General features: G+C 30.9%; 15 protein-coding genes, 4 tRNA genes and 3 rRNA genes. 3 read left to right on the forward strand and 19 right to left on the reverse strand.

Going from position 1 to position 25,942, the window contains the following annotated elements; all coding sequences use genetic code 11:
• Nucleotides 1-11: 11 nt before the first annotated feature.
• The 3 genes from clpP to JYG23_RS05510 all read right to left on the reverse strand — a co-directional run bounded on the left by clpP (nucleotide 12) and on the right by JYG23_RS05510 (nucleotide 2,617).
• Entirely contained in the window at nucleotides 12-593 is a 582-nt protein-coding gene (gene clpP, locus JYG23_RS05500; protein WP_207237545.1) for an ATP-dependent Clp endopeptidase proteolytic subunit ClpP, read from the reverse strand.
• A 39-nt stretch (nucleotides 594-632) separates the two neighbouring features.
• Nucleotides 633-1,934, reverse strand: coding sequence for a trigger factor (gene tig / locus JYG23_RS05505; RefSeq protein ID WP_207237546.1), 1,302 nt, complete (start codon nucleotides 1,932-1,934; stop codon nucleotides 633-635).
• A 113-nt stretch (nucleotides 1,935-2,047) separates the two neighbouring features.
• On the reverse strand, nucleotides 2,048-2,617 hold the full coding sequence (locus tag JYG23_RS05510) for a GNAT family N-acetyltransferase (RefSeq protein ID WP_207237547.1): 570 nt from the start codon (nucleotides 2,615-2,617) through the stop codon (nucleotides 2,048-2,050).
• 347 nt (nucleotides 2,618-2,964) lie between these two features.
• Here JYG23_RS05510 and JYG23_RS05515 point away from each other — a divergent pair, with 347 nt between their 5' ends.
• On the forward strand, nucleotides 2,965-3,456 hold the full coding sequence (locus tag JYG23_RS05515; protein ID WP_242631640.1) for a sigma-70 family RNA polymerase sigma factor: 492 nt from the start codon (nucleotides 2,965-2,967) through the stop codon (nucleotides 3,454-3,456).
• Entirely contained in the window at nucleotides 3,449-4,861 is a 1,413-nt protein-coding gene (locus JYG23_RS05520; protein WP_207237548.1) for a DUF4179 domain-containing protein, read from the forward strand. Before JYG23_RS05515 ends, JYG23_RS05520 begins: the two co-directional genes overlap by 8 nt.
• Before the next feature lie 202 nt (nucleotides 4,862-5,063).
• Here JYG23_RS05520 and JYG23_RS05525 read toward each other — a convergent pair whose 3' ends face one another.
• The 16 genes from JYG23_RS05525 to JYG23_RS05600 all read right to left on the reverse strand — a co-directional run bounded on the left by JYG23_RS05525 (nucleotide 5,064) and on the right by JYG23_RS05600 (nucleotide 24,467).
• Entirely contained in the window at nucleotides 5,064-5,681 is a 618-nt protein-coding gene (locus tag JYG23_RS05525; RefSeq protein ID WP_207237549.1) for a hypothetical protein, read from the reverse strand.
• 232 nt (nucleotides 5,682-5,913) lie between these two features.
• Nucleotides 5,914-6,492, reverse strand: a complete 579-nt coding sequence (locus tag JYG23_RS05530; protein ID WP_207237550.1) for a hydrolase — start codon at nucleotides 6,490-6,492, stop codon at nucleotides 5,914-5,916.
• Between the two features lie 18 nt (nucleotides 6,493-6,510).
• The gene (locus JYG23_RS05535; protein WP_207237551.1) at nucleotides 6,511-7,200 is read right to left on the reverse strand and encodes a GPP34 family phosphoprotein; all 690 of its coding nucleotides are present in this window, start codon (nucleotides 7,198-7,200) and stop codon (nucleotides 6,511-6,513) included.
• 746 nt (nucleotides 7,201-7,946) lie between these two features.
• A 5S ribosomal RNA gene (gene rrf, locus JYG23_RS05540) occupies nucleotides 7,947-8,063 on the reverse strand.
• Between the two features lie 308 nt (nucleotides 8,064-8,371).
• Nucleotides 8,372-11,301: ribosomal RNA gene (locus JYG23_RS05545) — 23S ribosomal RNA — on the reverse strand.
• 664 nt (nucleotides 11,302-11,965) lie between these two features.
• Nucleotides 11,966-13,477, reverse strand: a 16S ribosomal RNA gene (locus JYG23_RS05550).
• Together the 16S, 23S and 5S rRNA genes form the textbook arrangement of a ribosomal RNA operon.
• Before the next feature lie 622 nt (nucleotides 13,478-14,099).
• Nucleotides 14,100-15,608 (reverse strand): glutamate synthase-related protein, encoded by a 1,509-nt coding sequence (locus tag JYG23_RS05555; protein ID WP_207237552.1) that lies wholly within the window; start codon nucleotides 15,606-15,608, stop codon nucleotides 14,100-14,102.
• A 27-nt stretch (nucleotides 15,609-15,635) separates the two neighbouring features.
• A complete protein-coding gene (locus JYG23_RS05560) occupies nucleotides 15,636-16,772 on the reverse strand; it encodes a DUF2812 domain-containing protein (RefSeq protein WP_207237553.1) in 1,137 nt (378 codons plus the stop codon).
• 117 nt (nucleotides 16,773-16,889) lie between these two features.
• Nucleotides 16,890-17,930, reverse strand: a complete 1,041-nt coding sequence (locus JYG23_RS05565; RefSeq protein WP_207237554.1) for a glycosyl hydrolase — start codon at nucleotides 17,928-17,930, stop codon at nucleotides 16,890-16,892.
• A gap of 22 nt (nucleotides 17,931-17,952) precedes the next feature.
• The gene (locus JYG23_RS05570) at nucleotides 17,953-19,614 is read right to left on the reverse strand and encodes a glycoside hydrolase (RefSeq protein ID WP_207237555.1); all 1,662 of its coding nucleotides are present in this window, start codon (nucleotides 19,612-19,614) and stop codon (nucleotides 17,953-17,955) included.
• The gene (locus JYG23_RS05575) at nucleotides 19,604-21,475 is read right to left on the reverse strand and encodes a glycosyltransferase (protein ID WP_207237556.1); all 1,872 of its coding nucleotides are present in this window, start codon (nucleotides 21,473-21,475) and stop codon (nucleotides 19,604-19,606) included. Before JYG23_RS05575 ends, JYG23_RS05570 begins: the two co-directional genes overlap by 11 nt.
• A gap of 19 nt (nucleotides 21,476-21,494) precedes the next feature.
• Nucleotides 21,495-23,933 carry a polysaccharide deacetylase family protein gene (locus tag JYG23_RS05580; protein ID WP_207237557.1) on the reverse strand — a complete coding sequence of 813 codons (2,439 nt, stop codon included), beginning with the start codon at nucleotides 23,931-23,933 and terminating at the stop codon, nucleotides 21,495-21,497.
• 167 nt (nucleotides 23,934-24,100) lie between these two features.
• Nucleotides 24,101-24,176 (reverse strand) — tRNA-Phe (locus tag JYG23_RS05585).
• Nucleotides 24,177-24,189: 13 nt separating this feature from the next.
• Nucleotides 24,190-24,266 (reverse strand) — tRNA-Ile (locus JYG23_RS05590).
• Between the two features lie 20 nt (nucleotides 24,267-24,286).
• Nucleotides 24,287-24,363 (reverse strand) — tRNA-Pro (locus JYG23_RS05595).
• Between the two features lie 28 nt (nucleotides 24,364-24,391).
• Nucleotides 24,392-24,467: transfer RNA gene (locus tag JYG23_RS05600), tRNA-Lys, on the reverse strand.
• A gap of 195 nt (nucleotides 24,468-24,662) precedes the next feature.
• On the opposite strand from JYG23_RS05600, the gene JYG23_RS05605 reads away from it, so the two are divergent.
• On the forward strand, nucleotides 24,663-25,910 hold the full coding sequence (locus tag JYG23_RS05605) for a hypothetical protein (RefSeq protein WP_207237558.1): 1,248 nt from the start codon (nucleotides 24,663-24,665) through the stop codon (nucleotides 25,908-25,910).
• Nucleotides 25,911-25,942 lie beyond the last annotated feature (32 nt).

A 25,942-nucleotide genomic window follows, 5' to 3' on the forward strand; every position in this document is an offset into this window, starting at 1 on the left:
AACACTCCTAATTATTTTTTAATTATTATGTCGTCAATCACTCCATATGCTTTTGCTTCTTCTGATGATAAGAAATTATCTCTTTCACAATCTTGAGCTAATTTTTCATAAGGTTGACCTGCATTATCTGCCATTATTTTATATAAATTTTGTTTGATTCTTAAAATTCTGTCAACATGTATTTTCATATCTGTTGCTTGACCTTGCATTCCTCCAAGAGGTTGGTGAATCATTATTTCTGAGTTTGGTAAAGCAAATCTTTTACCCTTCGCTCCTGATGAAAGTAAAAATGAGCCCATACTTGCTGCCATACCTATACAAATTGTAGAAACGTCAGGTTTTACATATTGCATAGTATCATAAATTGCCATTCCAGCAGTTATTGATCCTCCAGGACTATTGATATATAATTGAATATCTTTATCTGGGTCTTCTGCTTCCAGAAATATTAACTGCGCAACAACCAAACCTGCAGTAACATCATTTATTTCATCGCCTAAAATTATTATTCTATCTTTTAACAATCTTGAGAAAATATCGTAAGACCTTTCCCCTTTACCTGTTTGCTCTACTACATAAGGTACTAATGCCATTTTATAATACTCCTTTACTTTATTTTTATTATATAGCTTTTATTTAGTTACAAATTTTGCTTCATTAACTATCATATCAACTATTTTTCTTTTTTGTATACTTTCTTCAATATATTCTTTGCTTGAACCTAGTACGCTTTCTTTGAAACCTTCAAATTTATCATCTTCAATTTTATAAGCTTCTGCTAACTTTTTAAGTTCTTCATTTAATTCTTCTTCAGTAACTTCTATATTTTCTTTTTCAATGATAGCATTTAAAACCATATCAGTTTTAACATTGAAAACTGCTTGCTCTTTATAATTTTCTTTATATTGCTTAACCAAATTACTTATTATATCTTCAACTTCTTTTCCAGCAAAACCTTGAGAACGGAATTGTTGTTCATAGTTTTTAGCTTGATATTCAATTTCTCTATCAACTAATACTTCAGGAACTTCAACGTTTGAATCATTTACAACTTTTTCAACTGCCTTATTGTTGTTATCAGTTATTTCTTTTTCTTTAGCCTCTTTCTCTAAAGATGTTCTAGTGTCAACTTTCAATTCATCTAGTGTATCAAATTCACTAACATCTTTAGCAAATTCATCATCTAAATTAGGTAATTCTTTTTCTTTTATTTCATGAATGATTACTTTAAATGTTGCATCTTTTCCAGCTAATTCTTTTGCATTATATTCTTCTGGGAAAGTTACATTTACTTTTACTTCTTCATCAATTTTCTTACCTATTAGTTGTTCTTCAAATCCAGGTATGAAAGTCTTAGAACCAATTACTAATGTTTGATTTTGCGCTGTGCCACCTTCAAATTGAACATCTCCTGTAAATCCTGTATAATCAATCGTTAATGTATCTCCATCTTTAACATCTCTATCTTTAACTTCAATCATTCTTGCATTTTTTTCTTGAATACTACTAATTTCTTTTTCAACATCTTCATCAGTTACGTTATATTCAGATTTTTCTATTTCAATACCTTTGTATTGTCCTAATTCAACTTCAGGCATAACTTCGATATCAGCAGTAAATATTACATCTTTGCCTTCTTCTATCTCTTTAACGTCTATTTGTGGTTTGTTAATTGGATTTAAATCTAATTCTTTTATAACTGTTGGATATTCTTCATATAAAACTATATCCATAGCATCATCATAGAACACATTTTTCCCATACATTTTTTCTATAATGTGTTTAGGTGCTTTACCTTTTCTAAATCCTTTTATAGCTACTTTATTTCTTAGTTTAAAATATGCTTTATCAATTGCCTTTCCGAAATTTTCACTAGAAACAGCGAACTCAATTGATACTATATTTTTTTCTTTTTTGATTATTTTTGCGTTCATTTTATCCTCCATATATTTCTTATACTATGTATTATTATCATATTGTTGCTTTTCCAAATTAAATAAATAACCATTACATTATACCATACTTTTTTCTAAAAGCAACTAAATTTTTATGCATAAAAACAGTAATAATCACATACTATCACAGTTTTTAAAGTATTAAGAAATATTTTCTTCTTTCTTTTGATATATTTCATACCACATTTCTGCATTACTCTTCCCGAAGCTTTATTTTCTACGTCATGATAAGCAAATATTTTTTCCATTCCAACTATATTAACCATATAGTCTAAAACTTTTCTTAATGCCTCTGTAGCTATTCCTTTATTCCAGTATTTTTTACTTATTGTATATCCAACATTGCAAGTTTTCAAAAAATTATTAATTGAAGAAATAGAAATTGAACCAATTAATTCATCTGTTTCAGTAACTACTATGCCCCAATGATAATACTCATTAAATTGGTATTTATCAACCCAATCTCTTAGATATTCTCTTGTCTCCGCAACGGTTTTATTTGGTCTCCACAATGTATATTTGGAAACATCCTCATCTGCTGCCCAATTATTGAACATTTTACCTGCATCGTCTACACTAAATTTTCTTAAGTATAAACGTTCTGTTTTTAAAACAACAGAACCTAAATGCTTTATTCTATTTTCATAAATAGATAAATTCATATTTCCACCTCAAAGAGTTCAAAACTTTATTATCATCAATTAATATAATTATATTATATAACAAAATATGAATAATATAAACACTTTAATTTTATTATATAAATAACTTTATATTACCCTGTCTATATTTTATTATACTACATATATAGTTTTATAATAATTTAGAATAGTTTATAATTACGCACTGCTAAACTTAATTTTAAATATTGTTAAAATAATTATATGGTGTTAGTATAATTTTAATATATAAGTTCGGACACAAAAATTTAAAATTAATTTTTTTATTTTATTAAATAAATAATTAATTTTAATTCATCTAATATATAGAAGTATGTGAGAAAGGAATTATGTTGATGAATCAAGACGAGTTTCTTAACAGAGTAGGAAATGTAAAAATCAGACTATATAAAATTGCGTACATGTATTTAAATGATGAACAATCAGCCTTAGATGCAGTTCAGGAAGCTATATATCTTGCACTTAAATCGCTAAGGAAACTGAAGCAAACTGAATATTTCAAAACATGGATTACAAGAATTTTAATCAATGAATGTTTAAAAGAATTAAGACATAGAAAAAGAATTCACTTTATTGATGATTTTAAAACGGTATTAAAGGGTAGCTATGACTATAACTATGATAATCTTCCACTTAAAGAAGCTATAAAAGCTTTGCCCAACAATTTAAAATCAATTGTTATATTAAAATATTTTTGTGGATATACACTTGAAGAAACTTCACAGTTTCTAAATATTCCCTTAGGTACTGTTGCTACAAGGCATCGTAAAAGTCTTGGCATATTAAAGCTTAATCTTAAGGAGGAGGATAATTATGAATAGAGAAAATGAATTTACAGAAATTTTAACAGAGCTTGATTCTATACCCAAAGAACTTGATAATATAGAATTAAATACATTAGATAAATACAAAAAAAATAAAAATGTAAAGAAAATGACACTAATACCTTTAGGAAGTGTAGCATGTATATTACTAATTTTTACACTGTTAATTAATACATCTATGACAATTGCTTTTGCCATTTCTGATATAACTGTGTTAAAAGATATTTCAAGATTATTAACATTTTCACCATCAATAAAATCAGCTGTAGAAAATGATTATATACAATATATTAATATAGGTAAAACACAAAATGACATTACAGTTACAATTGACTATTTAATTGTTGACGAACAACAGCTAAATATATTTTATACAATAACCTCAGATAAGTATAAGGAATTTCAGAGTCAAACTGAATTTTCTACATCAGATGCAAATAAAAAACTTAAATTTGGTTTCACAGATATTTCAGAAGCATATTCAGATTACAAAAATACAGGAAATATAGTATTTGATTTTTCAGAAAATAATAGAGTTAATGAAAATTTAATTTTTAAGTTTACTGTTAAAGAAAGAGAAAACAAAAATTATAATCGTTATGATTTTATTGAAAATAACAATTCTTCTGAATCTAATGATATTAAAAATGAAAATATAATTACCGAAATCTCATTACCTTTAAAGTATGATACATCAAAAATAGCCAAAACCAAAACTATTATGATAAATAAAGAAATAATTATTGAAAATCAAAAGATGACAATTTTGTCTGCTGACATAACACCAACAAAGTTAAATATTAAATTTAGCTGTGATAATGAAAACAGTTCAATAATAAGTGGACTTAAATATTATTTAATAGATAATTGCAATAATAAATATGATAAAATTTCAAATGGTACAGTCAGTAAATCTGATCTTAATAGAAACCTCGTTGAAATTAGAGCGGAAAGTCCGTATTTCTATAAGTGTGAGCAATTAAAACTTGTAATAACTGATGTTTCACTAATTGAAAAAAACAAACAAAAAGTCGAAATAAATCTTAATGACAAAGGCTTTGAAGTAGTTAAAGATTATATAAGATATGAAAACTATGCAAATGTAGATGGTTACGCGTTTATCACTTTTTCTGCACCAGTAGTAGAAGGTCATTTCGGACAAATTGGAATAGGTTCAGAATTCTATGATAAAAATAATAATGAGTGCACTATTATACAAGTAAGCCATGATGGAGGCGGTTATTTTGATTTTAATACAAATGAGAATATAAGAAATAAAGATAGGTTATTTGAAACTGTTGTGCTTGATAATTTCACGGGTAACACTATATATGTTTATCCAAATTTTACAACAAAAGCGAAATTTTCTAATCCCATATCAATTGATATTATATACAATTAGAAGTAGACACTAATTCAATTTGCAATATTTAAATTAGTAGGATATATCTATGATTGTTTTAAATTAATGTTTTAAATTAAAGCACATTAAATATTAAGTAAATGCTATTATTTTGATTTACAGTATACAATATAAAAATGTTTAATGTGCTTCCTTCTAATTATATAATTATTTTTCACATAAATATAAAATACAGTACCTACTAAGTTGTAGAAACATTTCTAAAATATTCATCGCAATAATTATACCATTTTTTAAAATAATCATTATGGCAAACAAGTTCTAAATCACCAATATTATAAATATTTCTTCTTTTTGCTTCATTAACAAAGTTGTATATATGCTCATCCGAACTATCTTCATATACATATACTTGTTTTATGTTTAATTTTTTGGCAAGATATAACCTTGTATGGCCATCTAATACAATATTATCACTTTTGCTTTTTAAAATTGGTACAACAAAATTTTCCTCGCTTTTAGCCCAACAAGACACATTATATAATTTTTCTTCATCAATGTAAAATTGAGATGGTTGTAACTTATTTATATCGCATTTGTAAACGTTTACATCGTTAAATTGCCTAATCAATCTATTGTTTTTACTATAAAACTTACAAATATGTCTCGAATAAAATCTGAATTCCTCTATGATTTTATCTATATAACTATAATCATTATAATAAATTATTGCCGAATCCTTTCCTGTAATTAAAAATTCACAAGGATATTTTCTGTCTATTAAATAGGCTCCATGTTGCTTAAGTATTTGTTTATTAAATCTATTATCATCATATACGTCAACTCTTTGTATTTTCATAGTATTCCCTCCTATATTGATAAGGTATATTTTATATCGTTTGTATCATTTTACCACATTTTAAATTATTATTCAACAAAACATACAATACAGTAAATTATTTTTTATAACCTAAGAGGTTAAAATGGAAAAAATAAATTATAACGGTAATATTTAATATTAATAAAATTGTCATGTAAATTAATCTAAAACAGCATATTACTTAAAAATAATATGCTGTTTTTATAATCATTTAATTGTTTATGCTATTATTTATCGTTTCTTCGCAGCTTTTCATAGCATCTAATGTATTTTGTAACAGCTTATCTAAATCCCATCCAAGCATTTCTGCTCCTTGTTTTATGACATCTCTAGAACATCCTGCAGCAAATTTTTTATCTTTAAACTTTTTCTTTAAGCTTGGCAACTCCATATCCATAACGCTCTTTGAAGGTCTCATTCTTACAGCTGCACCAATAAGTCCTGTAAGCTCATCTGTCGCAAATAACACTTTTTCCATAATATGTTCAGGCTTTATCTCTGAACATAACCCAAAACCATGACTACATATTGATTTTATAAAATTATCACTTGCATTTATCTCTTTCAATAATTCTTTTGCCTTTTGACAATGTTCATCAGGGTAACTTTCAAAATCAATATCATGCAATAATCCAACTAAACCCCAATAATTTTTTTCATCCTTAAATCCAAGCTCATTAGCAAAATAACTCATTACACCTTCGACTGTTAATGCATGTAATATATGAAAATCTTCCTTATTATACTTCCTTAACAATTGTAAAGCTTGATCTCTTGTAACTATCTCCATAAATATTTCTCCTTTGTTTTATAATATGACTGTAGTTATAATTGCTAAAATAATACAAAACAAATTATCAATTGTTTTCAACGTTCTTAAAACAACAATATTATCACTGTTTTCCATTGCATTAGTTACTTTCTCTTTTATTATTTTGCACTCTTTATTGGGAAAATATTGATATATAAGATCTGTTTTATCTAGTAACCTCGCTAGTATAATCATATCATAATCTTTTACCTTTTCTTCAAATACATTTGATTTTATTTTGCTAATTATTTCTTCAACTGACGCTTGATTAACTTTAAATTTAGATTTTTCAATACCAAACATTCCTGCTTTTTTATACTCTTGTAATACTCCTTCATTAACTAGATCTGAAATTAAATTTTTACTGAAATTATCAAAATACTGTTTTTTAAAGTTCAAAAAAAACATAGAAGTAACTTCAGCAACAGTTTTTTTCTTAGAATCCAGTAATACTTGATAAATAATACTTAAGTATTTCAAGTTATCTGGTAAAGGTTTAATTATTGAAAAAGCTAAATCACTTTTATCTCCATCACCATTTAAAACTTCAATAACTTTATTTTTTTCAAGCTCATATAATCCCAATGACATTAAAGCAACAATGGTAGCCTGATTAAATAATGAATCAGGATTCCTTTCTTTATTTATTGAAAGTAAAAGAAACTGGTTTGTTATTGCAATATCCATACATATCCTCCATTAAATTTTTTTAGTATAAAACTAAAATAATTTTATAACCTCTTTTATAACATTTTCATAACTTTGCCCACTTATTTAATATGATGGTAATTTTCTAAACGTCTAACTATAGTTTATTCATTTTAACATTGTGTTTATTCATTTTCAACCATTTTACGTATATTTTGTTATTGTTTTGTATAACAACCTGTTATATATATTTTATAGAAATTAAAATGTTTTCTGTAAGCATCTCAACATTTTAATTTCTAGATTGTAATTTTAACATTTTCTTAATTTTTGATTATAAGTATTATAATGATAATTATTTTAAATAAACAATTATCATTATATACATAATATACATATATATATGTCGAATTTTATCTTAAAATATAAATATATAATAAATTAATCTACTTCTATTCTTTCTTTGACTAAATATTTAAAATTTCAACTAAAATATATTTTTTAACATTAAAAGCTCTTTGCCTTGTCTTGACAAGGTAAAGAGCTTTTATTTTTAAGAGCCAGATTATTTTTTTCTTGCATAAAAATAATCTGGCGATGGCTGCTTGACCTAACCCCATTTGCATACTTAAGTGCTATCTTTCATAGCAAATGGTGGTAGGTCAGCCGCAATGAGTACCAAATCTATGTGAGCATGGTCTTTGCGAACAAATAGATTTGCTGTACGAAACTGCACACTTTCTCTATTCTTAAGAGCCAGATTACTTTTTTCTTGCATAAAAATAATCTGGCGATGTCTTACTTTCCCAGGCAGTCACCCACCAAGTATCATCAGCGCTAAAGAGCTTAACTTCCGTGTTCGGGATGGGAACGGGTGTGTCCTCTTTGCTATTATCACCAGATTAGTATAACTCGTTCTTTTTCATCAACTCTACGTCATTACTCATTCTTTCGTCAGTTGCGTACCTAATGTACGTGCCTTCCTCATTCATTCGCATTTCTTGATTTGATAAAAAATTACTTCGTTATGTTATATATTAAGTTATTATTATATTGAAAGTTTGAACTTTCAAAATTGTACAGGAAAAACTTTTTGAGATTTGTCCGACTGCATCACAAATCTATTTACTCACTTACGTTCGTATAGATTTGGATTTCGCTGGATCTGACCTACCATCCATTTGAGAATCAAATGGGGTTAGGATCATTATTGGTCAAGACCTCGACCTATTAGTATCACTCAGCTGAATACATTGCTGCACTTACACCTGTGACCTATCTACCTGTTAGTCTTTCAGGGGTCTTACTTACTTACGTAATGGGAAATCTTATCTTAAGGTTTGTTTCGCGCTTAGATGCCTTCAGCGCTTATCAATTCCAGACTTAGCTACTCAGCCGTGCTCCTGGCGGAACAACTGATTCACCATAGGTCTGTCCATCCCGGTCCTCTCGTACTAAGGACAGCTCCCTTCAAATTTCCTACGCCCACGACGGATAGGGACCGAACTGTCTCACGACGTTCTGAACCCAGCTCGCGTGCCTCTTTAATGGGCGAACAGCCCAACCCTTGGGACCTGCTTCAGCCCCAGGATGAGACGAGCCGACATCGAGGTGCCAAACCTCCCCGTCGATGTGGACTCTTGGGGGAGATAAGCCTGTTATCCCCAGGGTAGCTTTTATCCGTTAAGCGATGGCCCTTCCATTCGGCGCCACCGGATCACTAAGTCCAACTTTCGTTCCTGCTCGACATGTACGTCTTGCAGTCAAGCTTCCTTCTGCCTTTACACTCTTCGCACGATTTCCGACCGTGCTGAGGAAACCTTTGAGCGCCTCCGTTACTCTTTCGGAGGCGACCGCCCCAGTCAAACTGCCCAACTGACAGTGTCCATATACTGGATCACAGTATCATGTTAGAAATTCAGTATCAATAGAGTGGTATCCCAACAGCGACTCCACACATACTGGCGTACATGTTTCTTAGTCTCCCACCTATCCTGTACAATTAATACCGAATTCCAATGTCAGCCTGCAGTAAAGCTCCATGGGGTCTTTCCGTCCTGCCGCGGGTAACTCGCATCTTCACGAGTACTACAATTTCACCGGATCTATTGTTGAGACAGTGCTCAAATCGTTACACCTTTCGTGCGGGTCGGAACTTACCCGACAAGGAATTTCGCTACCTTAGGACCGTTATAGTTACGGCCGCCGTTTACTGGGGCTTAAGTTCACTGCTTCACTTACGCTTACAGCTCCCCTTAACCTTCCAGCACCGGGCAGGTGTCAGCCCCTATACTTCATCTTTCGATTTAGCAGAGACCTGTGTTTTTGGTAAACAGTCGCTTGAGCCTGTTTTCTGTGGCCCACTAAAGCTCCGGTCGTTCGACTTTCACTTCCATGGGCACCCCTTCTCCCGAAGTTACGGGGTTATTTTGCCTAGTTCCTTAACAATAGTTCTTCCGCTCATCTTTGGATTCTCTCCTTGACTACCTGTGTCGGTTTACGGTACGGGCACCTTGATCTCGATAGTGGATTTTCTTGACAGCGTAGACTCAGTTACTTCACTACTTGTTTTCGCTCCCATTCGTATCTCAGGATTATTGAAGAAACGGATTTGCCTATCTCTTCTCCCTACTTACTTAGACGTACTATTCCATCAGTACGCTAACTTATCTTTCTGTGTCCCCACTTCTCTTTTAACGATCTTCGGTGGTACTGGAATTTCCACCAGTTATCCATCGCCTACGCCTTTTGGCCTCGGCTTAGGTCCCGACTTACCCTGAGTGGACGAGCCTTCCTCAGGAATCCTTAGTCTTTCGATGGGTGAGATTCTCACTCACCTTTCGCTACTCATGCCAGCATTCTCTCTTCTGTACAATCCACAGCCTCTTTCGATGGCGCTTCGACTCGTACAGAATGCTCCTCTACCGATTGTATTAATACAATCCCACAGCTTCGGTGATAGATTTTAGCCCCGGTAATCTTCGGCGCAGGTCCACTCGACCAGTGAGCTATTACGCACTCTTTGAAAGTGTGGCTGCTTCTAAGCCAACTTCCTGGTTGTCTGTGTAGTCCTACATCCTTTTCCACTTAATCTATCTTTGGGACCTTAGCTGGTGATCTGGGCTCTTTCCCTTTTGACTATGAAACTTATCTCACATAGTCTGACTCCCAACGCTAATTTTATGGTATTCGGAGTTTGATAAGTTTCGGTAACGTATAACGTCCCTTGACTATTCAGTGCTCTACCCCCATTAATCTTACGTTAAGGCTAGCCCTAAAGCTATTTCGAGGAGAACCAGCTATCTCCAGGTTCGATTGGAATTTCACCGCTATCCACAAGTCATCCCATAGCTTTTAAACGCTAACGGGTTCGGTCCTCCACCAGATTTTACTCTAGCTTCAACCTGCTCATGGATAGGTCACCTGGTTTCGGGTCTACGACATGCAACTTTCGCCCTATTAAGACTCGCTTTCGCTTCGGCTCCTAACCTCTCAGTTATTAACCTTGCTGCATATCGTAACTCGCTGGCCCGTTCTACAAAAAGTACGCGGTCACACTCGTAGTGCTCCCACTGCTTATAAGCATAGGGTTTCAGGTTCTTTTTCACTCCCCTCCCGGGGTTCTTTTCACCTTTCCCTCACGGTACTATTTCTCTATCGGTCACTAAGTAGTATTTAGCCTTGGGAGATGGTCCTCCCTGCTTCCCACCGGATTTCTCGTGTCCTGTGGTACTCTGGATCATATCTTGCTCTTTGACTTTTTCGTCTACGTGTCTATCACACTCTTTGGAGCTTCTTTCCAGAAGTCTTTGACTATCGTCTCGGATACTTTGTTGATATGTCCGCAACCCCATGCCGAAACATGGTTTGGGCTCTACCGATTTCGCTCGCCGCTACTTTCGGTATCGTTTTTTACTTTCTCTTCCTAAGGGTACTTAGATGTTTCAGTTCCCCTCGTTCCCCACGTATGACTATTTATTCATCATACGTTACATACGGTTCTCCATATGTGAGTTTCCTCATTCGGATATCTACGGATCAATACTTGTTTGCAGTTTCCCGTAGCTTTTCGCAGCTTACCACGTCCTTCATCGGCTCTTAGTGCCAAGGCATTCGCCCTACGCTCTTTATATCTTGACCTCTTAAACTCGTTCTTTTTCATTTATGCTGTGTCTCTCGTCACTTCGAATGCTCACATACTATTCGTATGCTCCGCTTCTTAGCTCCTCGTTTCGTGCCTAAATAAAAAATCACTTCGTTTATTGTTAATCATCAGTTTAATTGTGCGTCTTCACACAACTATTTTTTGGTTACTCTTGTAATTAATATTTGCTTCCGCTTATATTTTTTACTTAGTTTTATTGTTTTTTTTGATGTTTTCTCTCGTTTCAAACTTGTTCTTTTTAATTTATACTTCGTTGATCGTCGTTTCTGGTGCTCACATATTATTCATATGCTTTGCTCCTCGACTCCTCTCGCCTTGTCTAAATCAAAAAATTACTTCGTTTGTTTTTTCCTATACAATTTTCAAAGTCCAATTTGCTCGTTAATTTCATTTTATACTGTGTTGCAATTTCTCATCACTCACTTACGTACTTTTGTACGTGCGTTCGTTCCTCGTCATGCGCCTTGTCTAAATTAAAATTCACTTCGCAAATATTTATCTTAATACTCAAATTCTCACTTGAGTATCAATGAAACAGCATAAGTTCCTTGTTTCGAACATGCCTTTCCGGCGTTCAAACCAGAAAAGCGACATTGAAACAAAATGTATTACTTTACATTTTGTTTTCTGTCTCCTTAGAAAGGAGGTGATCCAGCCGCACCTTCCGATACGGCTACCTTGTTACGACTTCACCCTAGTCATTAATCCTACCTTAGGCGCCTGCCTCCAAATGGTTAGCTCAGCGACTTTGGGTATTATCAACTTCCATGGTGTGACGGGCGGTGTGTACAAGACCCGGGAACGCATTCACCGCGACGTTCTGATTCGCGATTACTAGCAACTCCGACTTCATGTAGGCGAGTTGCAGCCTACAATCCGAACTGGGATCGGTTTATTAGGTTTGGCTCCAGCTCACGCTTTCGCTTCCCTTTGTTCCGACCATTGTAGCACGTGTGTAGCCCAAGACATAAGGGGCATGATGATTTGACGTCATCCCCACCTTCCTCCGGTTTGTCACCGGCAGTCTCACTAGAGTGCCCATCTTTCATGCTGGCAACTAATGATAAGGGTTGCGCTCGTTGCGGGACTTAACCCAACATCTCACGACACGAGCTGACGACAACCATGCACCACCTGTCTCCCTTGCTTCCGAAGAAGAGAGCACATTTCTGCACTTGTCAAGGGGATGTCAAGCCTTGGTAAGGTTCTTCGCGTTGCTTCGAATTAAACCACATGCTCCGCTGCTTGTGCGGGTCCCCGTCAATTCCTTTGAGTTTCAGTCTTGCGACCGTACTCCCCAGGCGGAGTGCTTATTGCGTTAGCTCCGGCACTGACCTCTCGGCCAACACCTAGCACTCATCGTTTACGGCGTGGACTACCAGGGTATCTAATCCTGTTCGCTCCCCACGCTTTCGTGTCTCAGCGTCAGTTACAGTCCAGTAAGTCGCCTTCGCCACTGGTGTTCCTCCTAATATCTACGCATTTCACCGCTACACTAGGAATTCCACTTACCTCTCCTGCACTCAAGTTACGCAGTTTCAAATGCTTACGAGGGTTTAGCCCTCGCCTTTCACATCTGACATACGTTACCGCCTACTCACCCTTTACGCCCAGTAAATCCGGACAACGCTCGCCCCCTACGTATTACCGCGGCTGCTGGCACGTAGTTAGCCGGGGCTTCCTCCTTTGGTACCGTCATTTTTTTCTTCCCAAAGGACAGAGCTTTACGATCCGAAAACCTTCTTCGCTCACGCGGCGTCGCTGCATCAGGCTTGCGCCCATTGTGCAATATTCCCCACTGCTGCCTCCCGTAGGAGTTTGGACCGTGTCTCAGTTCCAATGTGGCCGTTCACCCTCTCAGGCCGGCTATTGATCGTCGCCTTGGTAAGCCATTACCTTACCAACTAGCTAATCAAACGCGAGCTCATCTCGTACCGATAAATCTTTGACTTATTAATCATGTGATCAATAAGTGTTATATGGTATTAATCCCAGTTTCCCGAGGCTATCCCTTTGTACGAGGCAGATTGCTCACGCGTTACTCACCCGTCCGCCGCTAATACTCATCCCGAAGGATTTTCTTCGCTCGACTTGCATGTGTTAGGCACGCCGCCAGCGTTCGTCCTGAGCCAGGATCAAACTCTCGTTTAATATCTGTTCTCAAGCTTACGCTTGGCATTAACTCGATATTTTTGTTATCTGCTGTGTCACTACTCTTCATCACTCGCTTACGTACTTTAGTACGTGCGCTCGTTCTTCATCGCGTTCCTTGCATATAGCAAAACTATCTTCGTTAGTTGTTGTTGTTTTTGTTTTTACTGTTTTTTGTTCTATTTCTATACTCTTGCGAGTACTGAAACTAAAGGTTGTTCTTATGCTGTTTTATTGTCTAAGGTTCATTTTTCAATGCTTTGCTGTCTCTCAACAGCTTTATTAGTTTACCATCTCTGTCGAAGTTTGTCAAGAACTTTTTTAAATTATTTATTTTTACATTTTATAACTTGTTTCGCTCTTTTTCGACAGCTTTAATAGATTATCACACTTATACTTTTTTGTCAACTAATTTATTTTATTTAATTACTCTTAACTGATGTGTCTTTCCGACAGCTTTGATATATTAACATGTTTTTAACATTAAGTCAACGTGTTTTTACAAAACAATCAAATAGCACAATTATAATATAACCTAATTTTTTATATAAATACATAAATAAAAAAATCTATGAGTAATAAATATAAATTTGTTTTTACATCTCATAGATTATGTATTATATTAAGCATTCATTAGGTTTACAGCATCTTGAGTTAACGGAATTAAGTCACTTTTATCTAAATATTTTATATCGAATTTTCTATTAAGTGCTGAAAAATGTTTTACACCAAATGCTATTTTATTAAGATATGAAAAAACTCCAATAGCACCTGTTGAAAATTTATTTGCATCTTTTCCATATATAGCTCTTAAATCAGGTAAATCTCCAAAAATCTCTTGTATACTAGAACCGTATTTTTTATATCTTTCAGGTACCTTACAATTAATTATCAAATTACCTACATTTTTACTTGTCATTGCAGCTGCCATAGATGCTCTACATAAACCTATACTTGTAATATTATTTTCACCATACGCCAAAGCTTTAAAAACCTGATCTTCACTAGAAAATCCGCCTGTTATTGTGATAGCTGGAATTTCAATTTCTTCTGCTTTCATTTTTTTAATTATTTTTACAACTGTATCCTCTAAGCAAACAGTCGGTAATGACCATTCGTTCATCATTTTACACGGACTGTATCCACTTCCTCCACCAGCACCATCAAAAGTAATCATATCTACTCTTTCATTAGATGCAATTCTTAAAACTCTTTCTATATCTACTTTATCATAACCAGCCATTTTAAAATATATGTTTTGGGCACCCATTTCTCTTAATTCTCTTATTCTTTTATGTAAAAAATCCTCATTCCACAACGGTAATCTACTATAAGAATAAAAGTTTGGACAAACCCCATCATCATATGATTTTTGAACATCTTTATCAGCTGGATTTGGATAAACTATCTCTCCACTATTATGTGCTTTCATAGCAGCTTCCAAATTTTTAAGTTTTATTGCTGGTTGCGTTCCCTTTGCAGATTGTCCAAATTTTAATTCTATAGCCTTTGCTCCATATTTACTAATTGCAATTTCCGGTACGCCTAACATGTCATCTTCTACATTGCATTGTACTACTATTTGACCATATCCTCTATAATACATATTGAAGGAATCCAAAACTTGTCCTATGAATGGAAACTCTTTTATTTTTCCATTCTCTATTACTAAATTTTCATCCTTATTTCTTGCATTTTCTCCTACTACACATGTAACACCAGCCATAGCTGCACCACCAAAATAATCTTTCCAATTTAGCTTTATAAGTGCTGGTAAAATTATTGGTATCGCCATTTTAACTTTATTTAATGAACCATATTCTCTTTCTAATTTTACGTTATAAATTGTCGCTTCTTCATAAGTTTCATTTGCTCCAATTGCTCCAAAAACACGACCATTAATATTAAAGCACGAATAATCCAATGGATAATCTTTTTCAGACGCTATTTGATTTGTTCCTGTTGTTGTAGGATACACAGTTTGAGCTCCCAAAACTGCTGACAATCCTATGTCACAAGTTCCTAAACATTCTTCTGTACAAAATGAACACATTCCTGATTGTGGAGAAATAAAATTACTCCTATTTTTCGTAAATTCAAAACCAGAACTTAAACTTGGTGAATAAGTCATAAAACTACCTCCCTAGAATTTAAAAATTTAAATATCTTTTAATATATTCCTAGCATGTGACTTTAAATCCTCATGTCCCTTGTATTGTATATATAAAGCCTTATTATCTTTATATATTAGTAAAAACTGGTACTCATGTAATTTTGCATATACCATATTTTCTTTTATATCAAATTTAACTTCATTTTTTTTATTAAATATTTTTGCTGAATTCTTTCTATCTACATTAAAATACTTAATAGTGCTAATATAATCTTCTATCAATATATTAGTTAGTTGTGGAAAGAGCAACTCATAATATTCTATTTCTAGCTCTATTACACCATATTCTGCATATTCATATATTTTATAATACTTAGGTGATAATACTTTTTTGTAAACATCTACTGTATCAAAATACATATTGTTTTCATTATTTTCTATATTAATAAGTTCTGTAAACACTTGCATGCACTCTAAATCTTCTATATGCTTATGTTGATGCATATCAATATCTTTTAATGATACAATTAATACTAATATATTTAGCAATAGAACCAAAGTAAACTTAATTATTCTTTTTATATTTACATTTTTTATTTTATTGTTACCATATAATGCGGTATATGAACAAAATTCAATACTATTTAATAATGAATTATAATCATATTTACTATTAAATAAAGATAAACTTGAAAACAATAAGGCTAAAATACAAAATATATAGTTATTTTGTATGAAATTTATAAATGAACCTATTGTGCCTATGTATAATATTATATAAATAATCGCAAGAATTACTGACACCTTTATTGTATTTTTAATTGTCTTTATTACTTCTACTAACTTATCCGATAATATTTCAATATTATTTTTTGAAAATGATCCTATAGAATAATTCTTCGATTTTGAGTAATATATTCTAAAATGCTTTGATGAGGTTATATATTCAAGGCCATAGTTACTATATTTATTATTATAATCCTCTACTATATTATCTTCATCATTTTCTATATATGGTTCGATGTAATACCTTATTTTCTCATACTCTGAATTACTAAACCTTGCAAAGTTATTACCAATACTATTAAGAATTAACCCGTTTTCCGCTTTTTTATTTAACCACAAAACTAATGAACACATATCATACTGGTTAAACGGTACTATATAAATATAACTTTTCAAATATTCCCCCTGTATAATAATTATTTCTAAATATAAATAAAAAAGATTTACTACTATACTTATAATATTAACATATTTTACTTATATTTTCAAATTATTACACAGTATAAATATCATTTATTCTATACCGTTAAAGTTATTCCCACCTAATCTCCAAATAGAAATTCCATAAGTGTCACTTTTATTTATTATACTCCTCCAGTAGTTCAATGTAGTACTATCAGCATAGAAAACCTTATGTAAAACATCTGCATCATCTAAATACTGAAAATATAATGTTTGGCTTTCATTATCTCTTTGTGCCGTACAATTATAATCTATTTGTAGTTTTCTTGCTTGCTTTTCCGTCAAAGAAACTGTCTTTTCTCCTTCTGCCCAGTTGAATCCTCCAGTAGCAATTGCAAATTCCTTTTTACCAGGCAATGTTGAGGCCTTTTCTACAACATTTTTTAAAAATTCTGTATTTGCTTTTGGACCAGGTTTACTGCTTATTCCAAATAGATTATAACACATAATAGCATATGTCGGTCCTTCCGAAAAAGTTAGCTTTTCAAAAGGAGTTAAACTCTCCAAAGTAATTCTAACATCTATGTTATTTGCTACTGCTTGAGTGTATAAATCTTTGCAAAATTTGTTAAAAACATCCCAAAGATGCATATCCTTTCTTATATTTTCATAGTCAATTTCAATACCATCGAATCCATATTTTTTCGTTATTGAAATTATATCATTAATATGTTTTTGCCTATTCTCATCTTCACCAAGCAATCTATACAAAATATCGGTGTCTTTTAGTGAGGATGACTTATTTTCATATTTTATATCATTTACAAATGTTAAATAGTAATTGAAATTTTTATCTTCATATTCATATTTAACACTAGAATAAGTATCTAATAATTGTTGGGGTATCACGATTTTATCATTTTTATCAAAATAAGTACTGAAAAGATAAATATCATTAAGCTCATTTTTTATTATTTCAATCTCTTCTATTATATTATTAGTATCCCAATATACTGTCCAAGCTGAATTATTAACTTTTATTTTTTCTTCATAGTTTGAATTGTTTATATCTCCAAAATCATTATTTTTAACATTTGTATATATTGCTAAAGCTATAATAACAATTATTAATATAATAGCGATTTTTTTCATTGCGTTTCCTCCACATAATTTATTAGAAAACTTTTATAAACCAATTAGTAACCTTAAACCATAAATCTTTTGCATTATAGACTACTTTTTCTACGCCTCTTAAACTTCCATCAAAAATCATATTATTATTTTTACCTTTAATGATAAGATTTTTAAAAATACCATCATATACATCATCATATACATCATATTTTGCATCTGTATTGTTATAAACATCATTCCATTTTGATTGTAAATATATATAACCTATATCAAGCTTTGTTTTCAAATCTAAATTATTAACAACTAATTTGCCATCAATTATTACATTCAAACAATTGCCATCTAATAAAATTTCAACTTCTTTGTTATTTCCTATATTAAACTCATCTAAATTAATCTCATAATTAACCTTTTGTTTTCCGTTACTTTCTTTAGAAAAAACAATTAAATTATTATTTATTATTTCAACTAAAATATAACTGGATAATTCTTTATCAGCCCTTAAATATATTGATTGTTCACCACGGTTATTACCTTCTAAACTAACTGATAAATTAATATTATCATATTTTTTATTATTTTTTAATCTCAGCAAACCATTACTACCAGGCTTAGTTGTTAATATAATCTTATCATTAACAAATTCTGCTTCACCCTCAATTTTATCCCATTCGCTTGCTTTTTCTAAATCACCCACAATAAAATTTATATCATTTTTTGTATCATCCAATACATGCATTAACAAATGATTAGCTGACCATTCTGCATGTACATTTATTCTTGTTAAATTATAAATTGAACTTTCAATATTGTTTAATGAGTTTCCTTCTCTATTAAAATTTATATCAAAATTATTCTTTATGCATTCTTCATTTATTACACTTACTTTGTCGTTAGTACCAAACTGTCCACTATTGGAATGCATAAGAACATAAAGCTTTGGTGGAAAACCTATCTCTTTTTTATAAATTTCATTCAAAAGAGTATAATCTATTTTTATCCTATCCTTCATTTGTGAAAAGTTTTCCTTAGGTACATCGTATTCATCTCTGATATAATCCATTAAATAGTGATTATAGTTTTCTTCAATATTTGCTTTTTGTTTTAAAAATTCTATTGAATTAAGCTCACCAAGGTAATTATCATTTTTATCAAAAACATTTATATATTCTAGTCTGTAGCCATTTGTACCTAATTCCCAAAAACTATTTTTTAATAGTTTTTTTAGCTCGTCTTTGTTTAAAAATCTGCTATCTTCATTTTCCAATTTTTCTGCATAGCCTAAAATTGTTGCTTTATAATTGTACTTTTCCAATATATCTTGCGTAACAATAGCCGTATCTTTTCTACCATCTTCAAAAAGTAAATATAAAGCTTTTTCAGGTAGAGCTTTATCATGCAAATAATAATTTATTATATCTTCTTGTGTTATAGTAATATATCCCGACTTTTTTAGAGCACATAGCTGTTTATTAATTTTTTCTACACTAACAAGTGATTCTGTACCTTCTCTATCAACGCCTTTATATGACAAAGCAACAAATCCGGAGTTCACACCATATGAAATTTCACTTGCATCAAATGGTTTATATGTTTTAAATGTAAATATTGCTTTAATTATTATATATAATAAGATTAATATAATTATACCTTGTATTACGCCTCTTATCATCTTTTTAATATCTTTCTTTTTAATTGCCATATTTTGACTTTCCTCTATTTTTAATCTTTTCTTTTTTCTTAAGTGCTTTTACATCCTCAGGGGTCATACGAGTTCCCCAAGTTGTTTTCCAAAATGTAAACCATGCAATTGGCATTTGCCACAATAGAACGGCTTCATAATACAGGCAAAATAGTATTCCAAATATCCAAGTTGAGCTTCTTTTAAGGAATAATTGAGTTACACTCATCATCATAGACATCATTAAAATTCCAACAATAAAAGTCAAAGGAAAAACTTTATTAACTATAGGAACAAAGAATAAATTATACAATACTACAATTGGAGCAGCAATTGGAACTATTATACCCATATAAAAGAATATAGCCATAAAAGGTTCTTTTTTCCACATAAAACCAGATGCAATGATTGATTCTCTCAACCATGACCTTTTCCACCTCATTTGCTGTTTTAAAAACACCTTATATTTATTTGGAACAATAGTCTGACATATAGCAGAATCTTGATAACATGTTCTGTGCTTACGAAGTACAAAATTTGTCATACTTCTGTCATCTCCAAAAGTCGCTCTTTGACGAAGAAATTTTTGATTTAGCCACTCATCCATATGCTCAATAACTATGGATTTTTTATAACATGAAAGTGGACCTGATAAACAAGTTACAGCATCAAAATAAGATTCTGCGGCTTTCATTATCCTAAAAGCAATATAATACCTTACAGATTGCATTTTTGTTAATGTATTTGTATAAGTATTTGCTACATCAGTTCTACCTGATACCCCGCCCATTTTAGGATCTTTAAATGGTTGAACCAAATTTCTAATTGCAAATGGATCTAAAAAGCTATCCGAATCTACAAAAACAACTAGTTCATGTTTAGCGAGCATAACACCTCTTGCTAGAGCATCTCTTTTACCTTTATTTTTATCCTGTACTACATATTTCACTCTTGTCTTTGTCTTAAATCTCTCAGACTCTTTATGCAAAATATCTATTGTCTCTATTATTTTTTCTACCGATTTATCAGAAGAGTAATCATCTACAACTATAATTTCAAGATTATCAACGGGATAATCTTGATTGACGCAACTTAATATTGTTTTTTGAATCCATTCTTCCTCATTAAAGCAAGGTATAATAATGGTTACTCCTGGAGTAAAATTAATATCAACCTTTGCTTCCCTATACAAAGAACCAAAAAAATATCTACTAAGTAAAAACACTGCCGCTATAATACTATAGAGATAGAAAAATTTATTGAACTCAAAATACAAAACGCTCTCTACCCTCATAAGCAAAATAAATAACGTTACAAAAAATAACATTAATGAAGATAAAATCAAAGTAAATGCACCACGTCTTCTTTTTGCATATATTGATAATGGTATCTTAAATTTCACACCACATTCTATATTATTTTCACCAATTTCGTTAATTCTTACAAAAATAACAGATTGTTTTACCTTCATTTCATAACCTTCGGGCATCGAACCAGGTATTATCTCAAACTTAAAGATTACCTTTTTAGCATTTTGTATTGTTTTCATATCTTTTTTATCAATAATTTTGATAAGCATACCTGTTGCAGAAATATTTAAACTCTTACAAATAAAAATATTTTTGGATTTATCATTATTGATACAAGTTACTTCAATATCATAAGAACATATATATCTAATACCCTCCTGCACTTGTTTTACATACTTCTTTTTTTCAAGCTCATATACAGCTTTACTGTCAACCCATCTTCTATCATTATTAGTTCTATGGCTATCAGGATCAGGGACATTCGAAAGTAATCTCCTATCACGATTTGGATTTACCAAAACATCTAAAATTGTATTTTCACTATTTTTGTCCGTTTTTCTAAATAAACTCATGTTATTTTCCCCCAATCTTCTAATGTAGATAATCACTCAACTTTGCAAATTTAAATTTTGTTGGATCATCATAAGATTTTTGTTCATTAGCCGTTAAATATAAATCCAATGCTTGTGCTGTATACTTACTCTCATCAGACATATGCATAACGATTATACTGCCTGATTCAATTGATTGTAGTAAATATCCACCTTCTGAATATAACCCATTTTGTAGAACACTAAGTAATTGCTCAACACTTTTAGCTTCATAATCTCCAGTTGAAAAATCTCCTGAAATAGAATATTTATAACCACAATCAAATACTGTTTTCAAACCAATATAACTTACTGCCAAAGTAGGCGGTCTAAAATATAAAGTTAATAAAGGTATGTCATTTATAACAACATCTCCTACGATATTTTGCAAAATATTATAGGATTTTACTATATCATCTATAAATATCTCCGTTTGATCATCTGTTAAGGTCACATATTTGTTTTCTGATTGAATATAATTTGACAACGTTAAATGTTCATTACTGTGACTTCCTATGTCATGTCCTTCCATTGCTATCGCTCTTAAAAGATTTGGATTTTGCTCTACATAGTTTGTTCTAACAAAGAAACTAGCTTTTACATTATGTTTCTTCAAAACACTTAATATTTTATCTATAGCTATATCCGAACCCCAGTCGTCAAATGTTAAAAAAACTGTATTATCATCATTTGGTATCTTTCCAGTCTTATCTAGCAATACAATTTCACTTTCATTAAAACCAGGCAGCTTATTCACATTTTTTACAAAAGGATTGCCTATATAATACTTAAATATTTTATTTATATAATCATCTTGTTTATCTGATAATTGCCCTGGATAAATCGTATTTTTTAAGCTAGATAATATTTTATCTTCTTGAACTGGATAACTATATATATTTTTTTCATCGTTTAAAATCTCGCTTATTGTTCTTATAGGATAAGTTGTTTTTGAAGTAGCCATCATGCATATAGAATTAATTAAAAGCTCTTCATCATCAAAATAATTCATCCTACACAAAATACTTTGTCCTCTTTTAAGCGCCTTAACATTTGGCGCAAATGTACTTTTTATAACTTTTTCAGCATTTGTTTCTGCCTTATTTTCTAATTTTAAACCCGAATCATATTTTATTACCTTCATAGAATTAGCAGAAGCTGCTTCTAATGTCTCATTTTTTATTTCAGACCATGGTTGTAGTATTATATTTGTCTCATATTTAAATTTCTCTTTTAGTAATTCCTTTGCTGTTTCAATTTGATAACATGCTTCATAATAATCAAATCTATTATTTACTAAAACTGCAATCCCTATTTCATGCCCAGTTTCAATTAGCTTTTGTATACTAGCAGTATTATTTTTTATTTCATCTGTTGTAACAAAAAATGTAGCTTTAGCATCTAATTTATTTAAATTTTCTACAATACCGTTGAATTCCGAACTGTTTTCAACTTCTCCTAAACCATAAAACATAAAAGAAACAGCCCTTTTCGTTGTTCTTATTTCACTAATTGGAGATGCTTTTTTACCATTATTTGATATTCTGAGTTGCTCATATAGTTCTTTATAATTAGTATTATCTATCGCTGTTAGCAACATACTAACAGTATCTATGATTGATTTTTCTTGTGTTTTATTATCTGTCTCTACATTTGAGCTATTACTTGAATCTTGAACAGGTATTTCATCTTTTTTTAGAGATATATACTCAGTTTTATCTATAAGCTCATTTAATTTTACAGAAACAATACTTCCTTTTTTTAGGTTATCAACGTATCCTTGTGCAGCATCTAATGAATTAAAACTATTTATATCAAGAATATAATTAGTATCAACGACATCATTTATACCCAATGCCTTTGTTATATCTAATATTTCATCAGAATAATTAGTAGCATTACATTTAAGAATTTCAGGCTCAACACCACTCGCGTTGTATATTATGCTACTTGCTCTAGCAAAATCCTGTATTATACTTTCACTATCAAGCTTGTCCATGAACTTAGTTGCTTTTAAAGTATAGTTACCAATTTTATGACCTGCATTAATAATAATTTTTACTGTTTCATAGTCTTCTGCAGTTTGAATTCCTGAAACAAAAAAAGTTGCCTTAGTGTTATGCTTTTCTAGTAATTTAATTATCTCGTATACAATTTTTCTATCTGGCAAGCCCTCAAATACAATTTCAATCTTTTTATCACTTTTTTCTGATATATCAATTATATTAGCTTGTCCTAAATCTTTAGTTAAATTTTCTTTTGTTTTTTTTATTCTTTCTTCTGTACCATCATTCAAATTTACTGTTTCTACTATTTCTCCAGTTATTTTGTATTTATTGTTTTCATATCTAAAAAAACAAAGCAATGAGATTACAATAATTACTATGATACAAAATATATATACGAATATTTTTCTTGAATTTATAAATTTTTCTATCATTTTTCACCCACCAAAAAAATGTTTAGGCATATGTCTAAGCGCTTGTATTTTTACTTCTTGATTTATATAAAATTATATGATAAATATAAAATATTATCAACTAAATATTTATATAATAAAAAAACTAACTATATTTCAAGTTAGTTTTTTTATCATAATTTATATTTTGGTGCCCAAAGGCGGAATCGAACCACCGACACGGGGATTTTCAGTCCCCTGCTCTACCGACTGAGCTATCTGGGCATATATATATTTATGGTGGGCCTGGATGGACTCGAACCATCGACCTCACGCTTATCAGGCGTGCGCTCTAACCACCTGAGCTACAAGCCCATAATTTATATATACATATATGGTCGGGGCGGCAGGATTTGAACCCGCGGCCCTCTGGTCCCAAACCAGATGCGCTACCAAACTGCGCTACGCCCCGTTACGACCGCTACGTTACCTCTAAATAATGGTGATCCATCCGCGATTCGAACGCGGGACACCCTGATTAAAAGTCAGGTGCTCTGCCAGCTGAGCTAATGGATCATAATATATTATTTGAGCTAATTCGCCATTTTTCGACAGCTTTAATAGATTATCATAAACTGTATTATATGTCAACATTTTTTAATAAAATTTTAATAATATTCTAATAATATATAACTGTTAATAATATGAAAATATGATATTATTATATTATAAATTAATTTATTTACAAATTTCTAGAGGGGGAACTCGAAATTGCTTAATAATAATTTTAATTGTTTAGTTAAAAAGTATAAAAAAGTTTGGTATAGTTTAGATAATAAGCTAAACATAAATTTAAATACATATTCTAAATTAGATAAAATTCAATTTGAAAAGGAAGTTGCTCAAATTAAAATCAAAATACTAGATCTTTTAAAAACTTTTCCGCAATCTGATATAGATAGGAAAACTTGGTCTAAAAATTTTAAACTTAATTTGATTAGTAGTATTCAAGATATTTCTATAGATAAAAATAAAGTTATTAAATATTTTATGGATACTGGTATACTTGAATCAACAAATACTTTTTTTAGTATGAGTAAAAATGAAAATTTATCAATTGAAAGTTTAGGTCAAGCAATACGAAATGCTTGGATTATGAACATTTTGCAACTTATATTTCAAAGAAATATAGAATGCTCAAAATCTGTATTTGCATATAGTATGCTATATCCTTATACAGACAATTATATTGATAGTAACATTGAATACACTCAAAAAATCAGTTATAGCAAAAATTTTCTAAGCCGACTTAATGGTAATTTAGTTGAGCCTTTAAATGATTATGAAAAAAACATATTTAAAATGATTAAGTTAATAGAATCTGAATTTAATCGTAATGATTACATAGAAGTCTATGAAAGCTTAATACTCATACACAATTCTCAAACAAATAGTCTAATACAGCAAAATATTACAATTCCATTTGAAAAAGATATACTAGATATAATATTTAAGAAAGGTGGTTCTTCTGTTTTAGCAGACGGTTATTTATTAAGTGGACAATTGACAGAAATAGAATTCAATTTTGCAGTATCTTTTGGAATTTTACTTCAGTTATGTGATGATATAGAAGATATTCAAAATGATATCGACTCAAAAAATGCAACTATTTTTTCATTAGCTGCCAATAATAAAAATTTAAATTTACTTGCTAATAAATTATTGAATTTAGTAAATTATTGTTTTGAAAATGATATTTCAAATTTTAACTTTGATAATAAAGAAAATGTAACTAATTTTATGTATTACTGTTGCAACTACTTAGTTATCGCTGGAATAATTTCAAACAAAAAATATTTTAATCGAAAATATGTAAAATATCTACAACAATTTATCCCTGTAAGAATGAATTTTATAAAAAAATTTACTAGAAATACAAAAAAAGAAATTGATAAAATTCTTAATATGTATGATGAAAACACAAAAAAAGAAATGATAAACTATATAAATCTTTTATAATATATCACCTCCAAAACAACCTAAAAAAAATG

The organism is Sedimentibacter sp. zth1 (assembly GCF_017352195.1).
GTDB lineage: Bacteria > Bacillota > Clostridia > Tissierellales > Sedimentibacteraceae > UBA1535.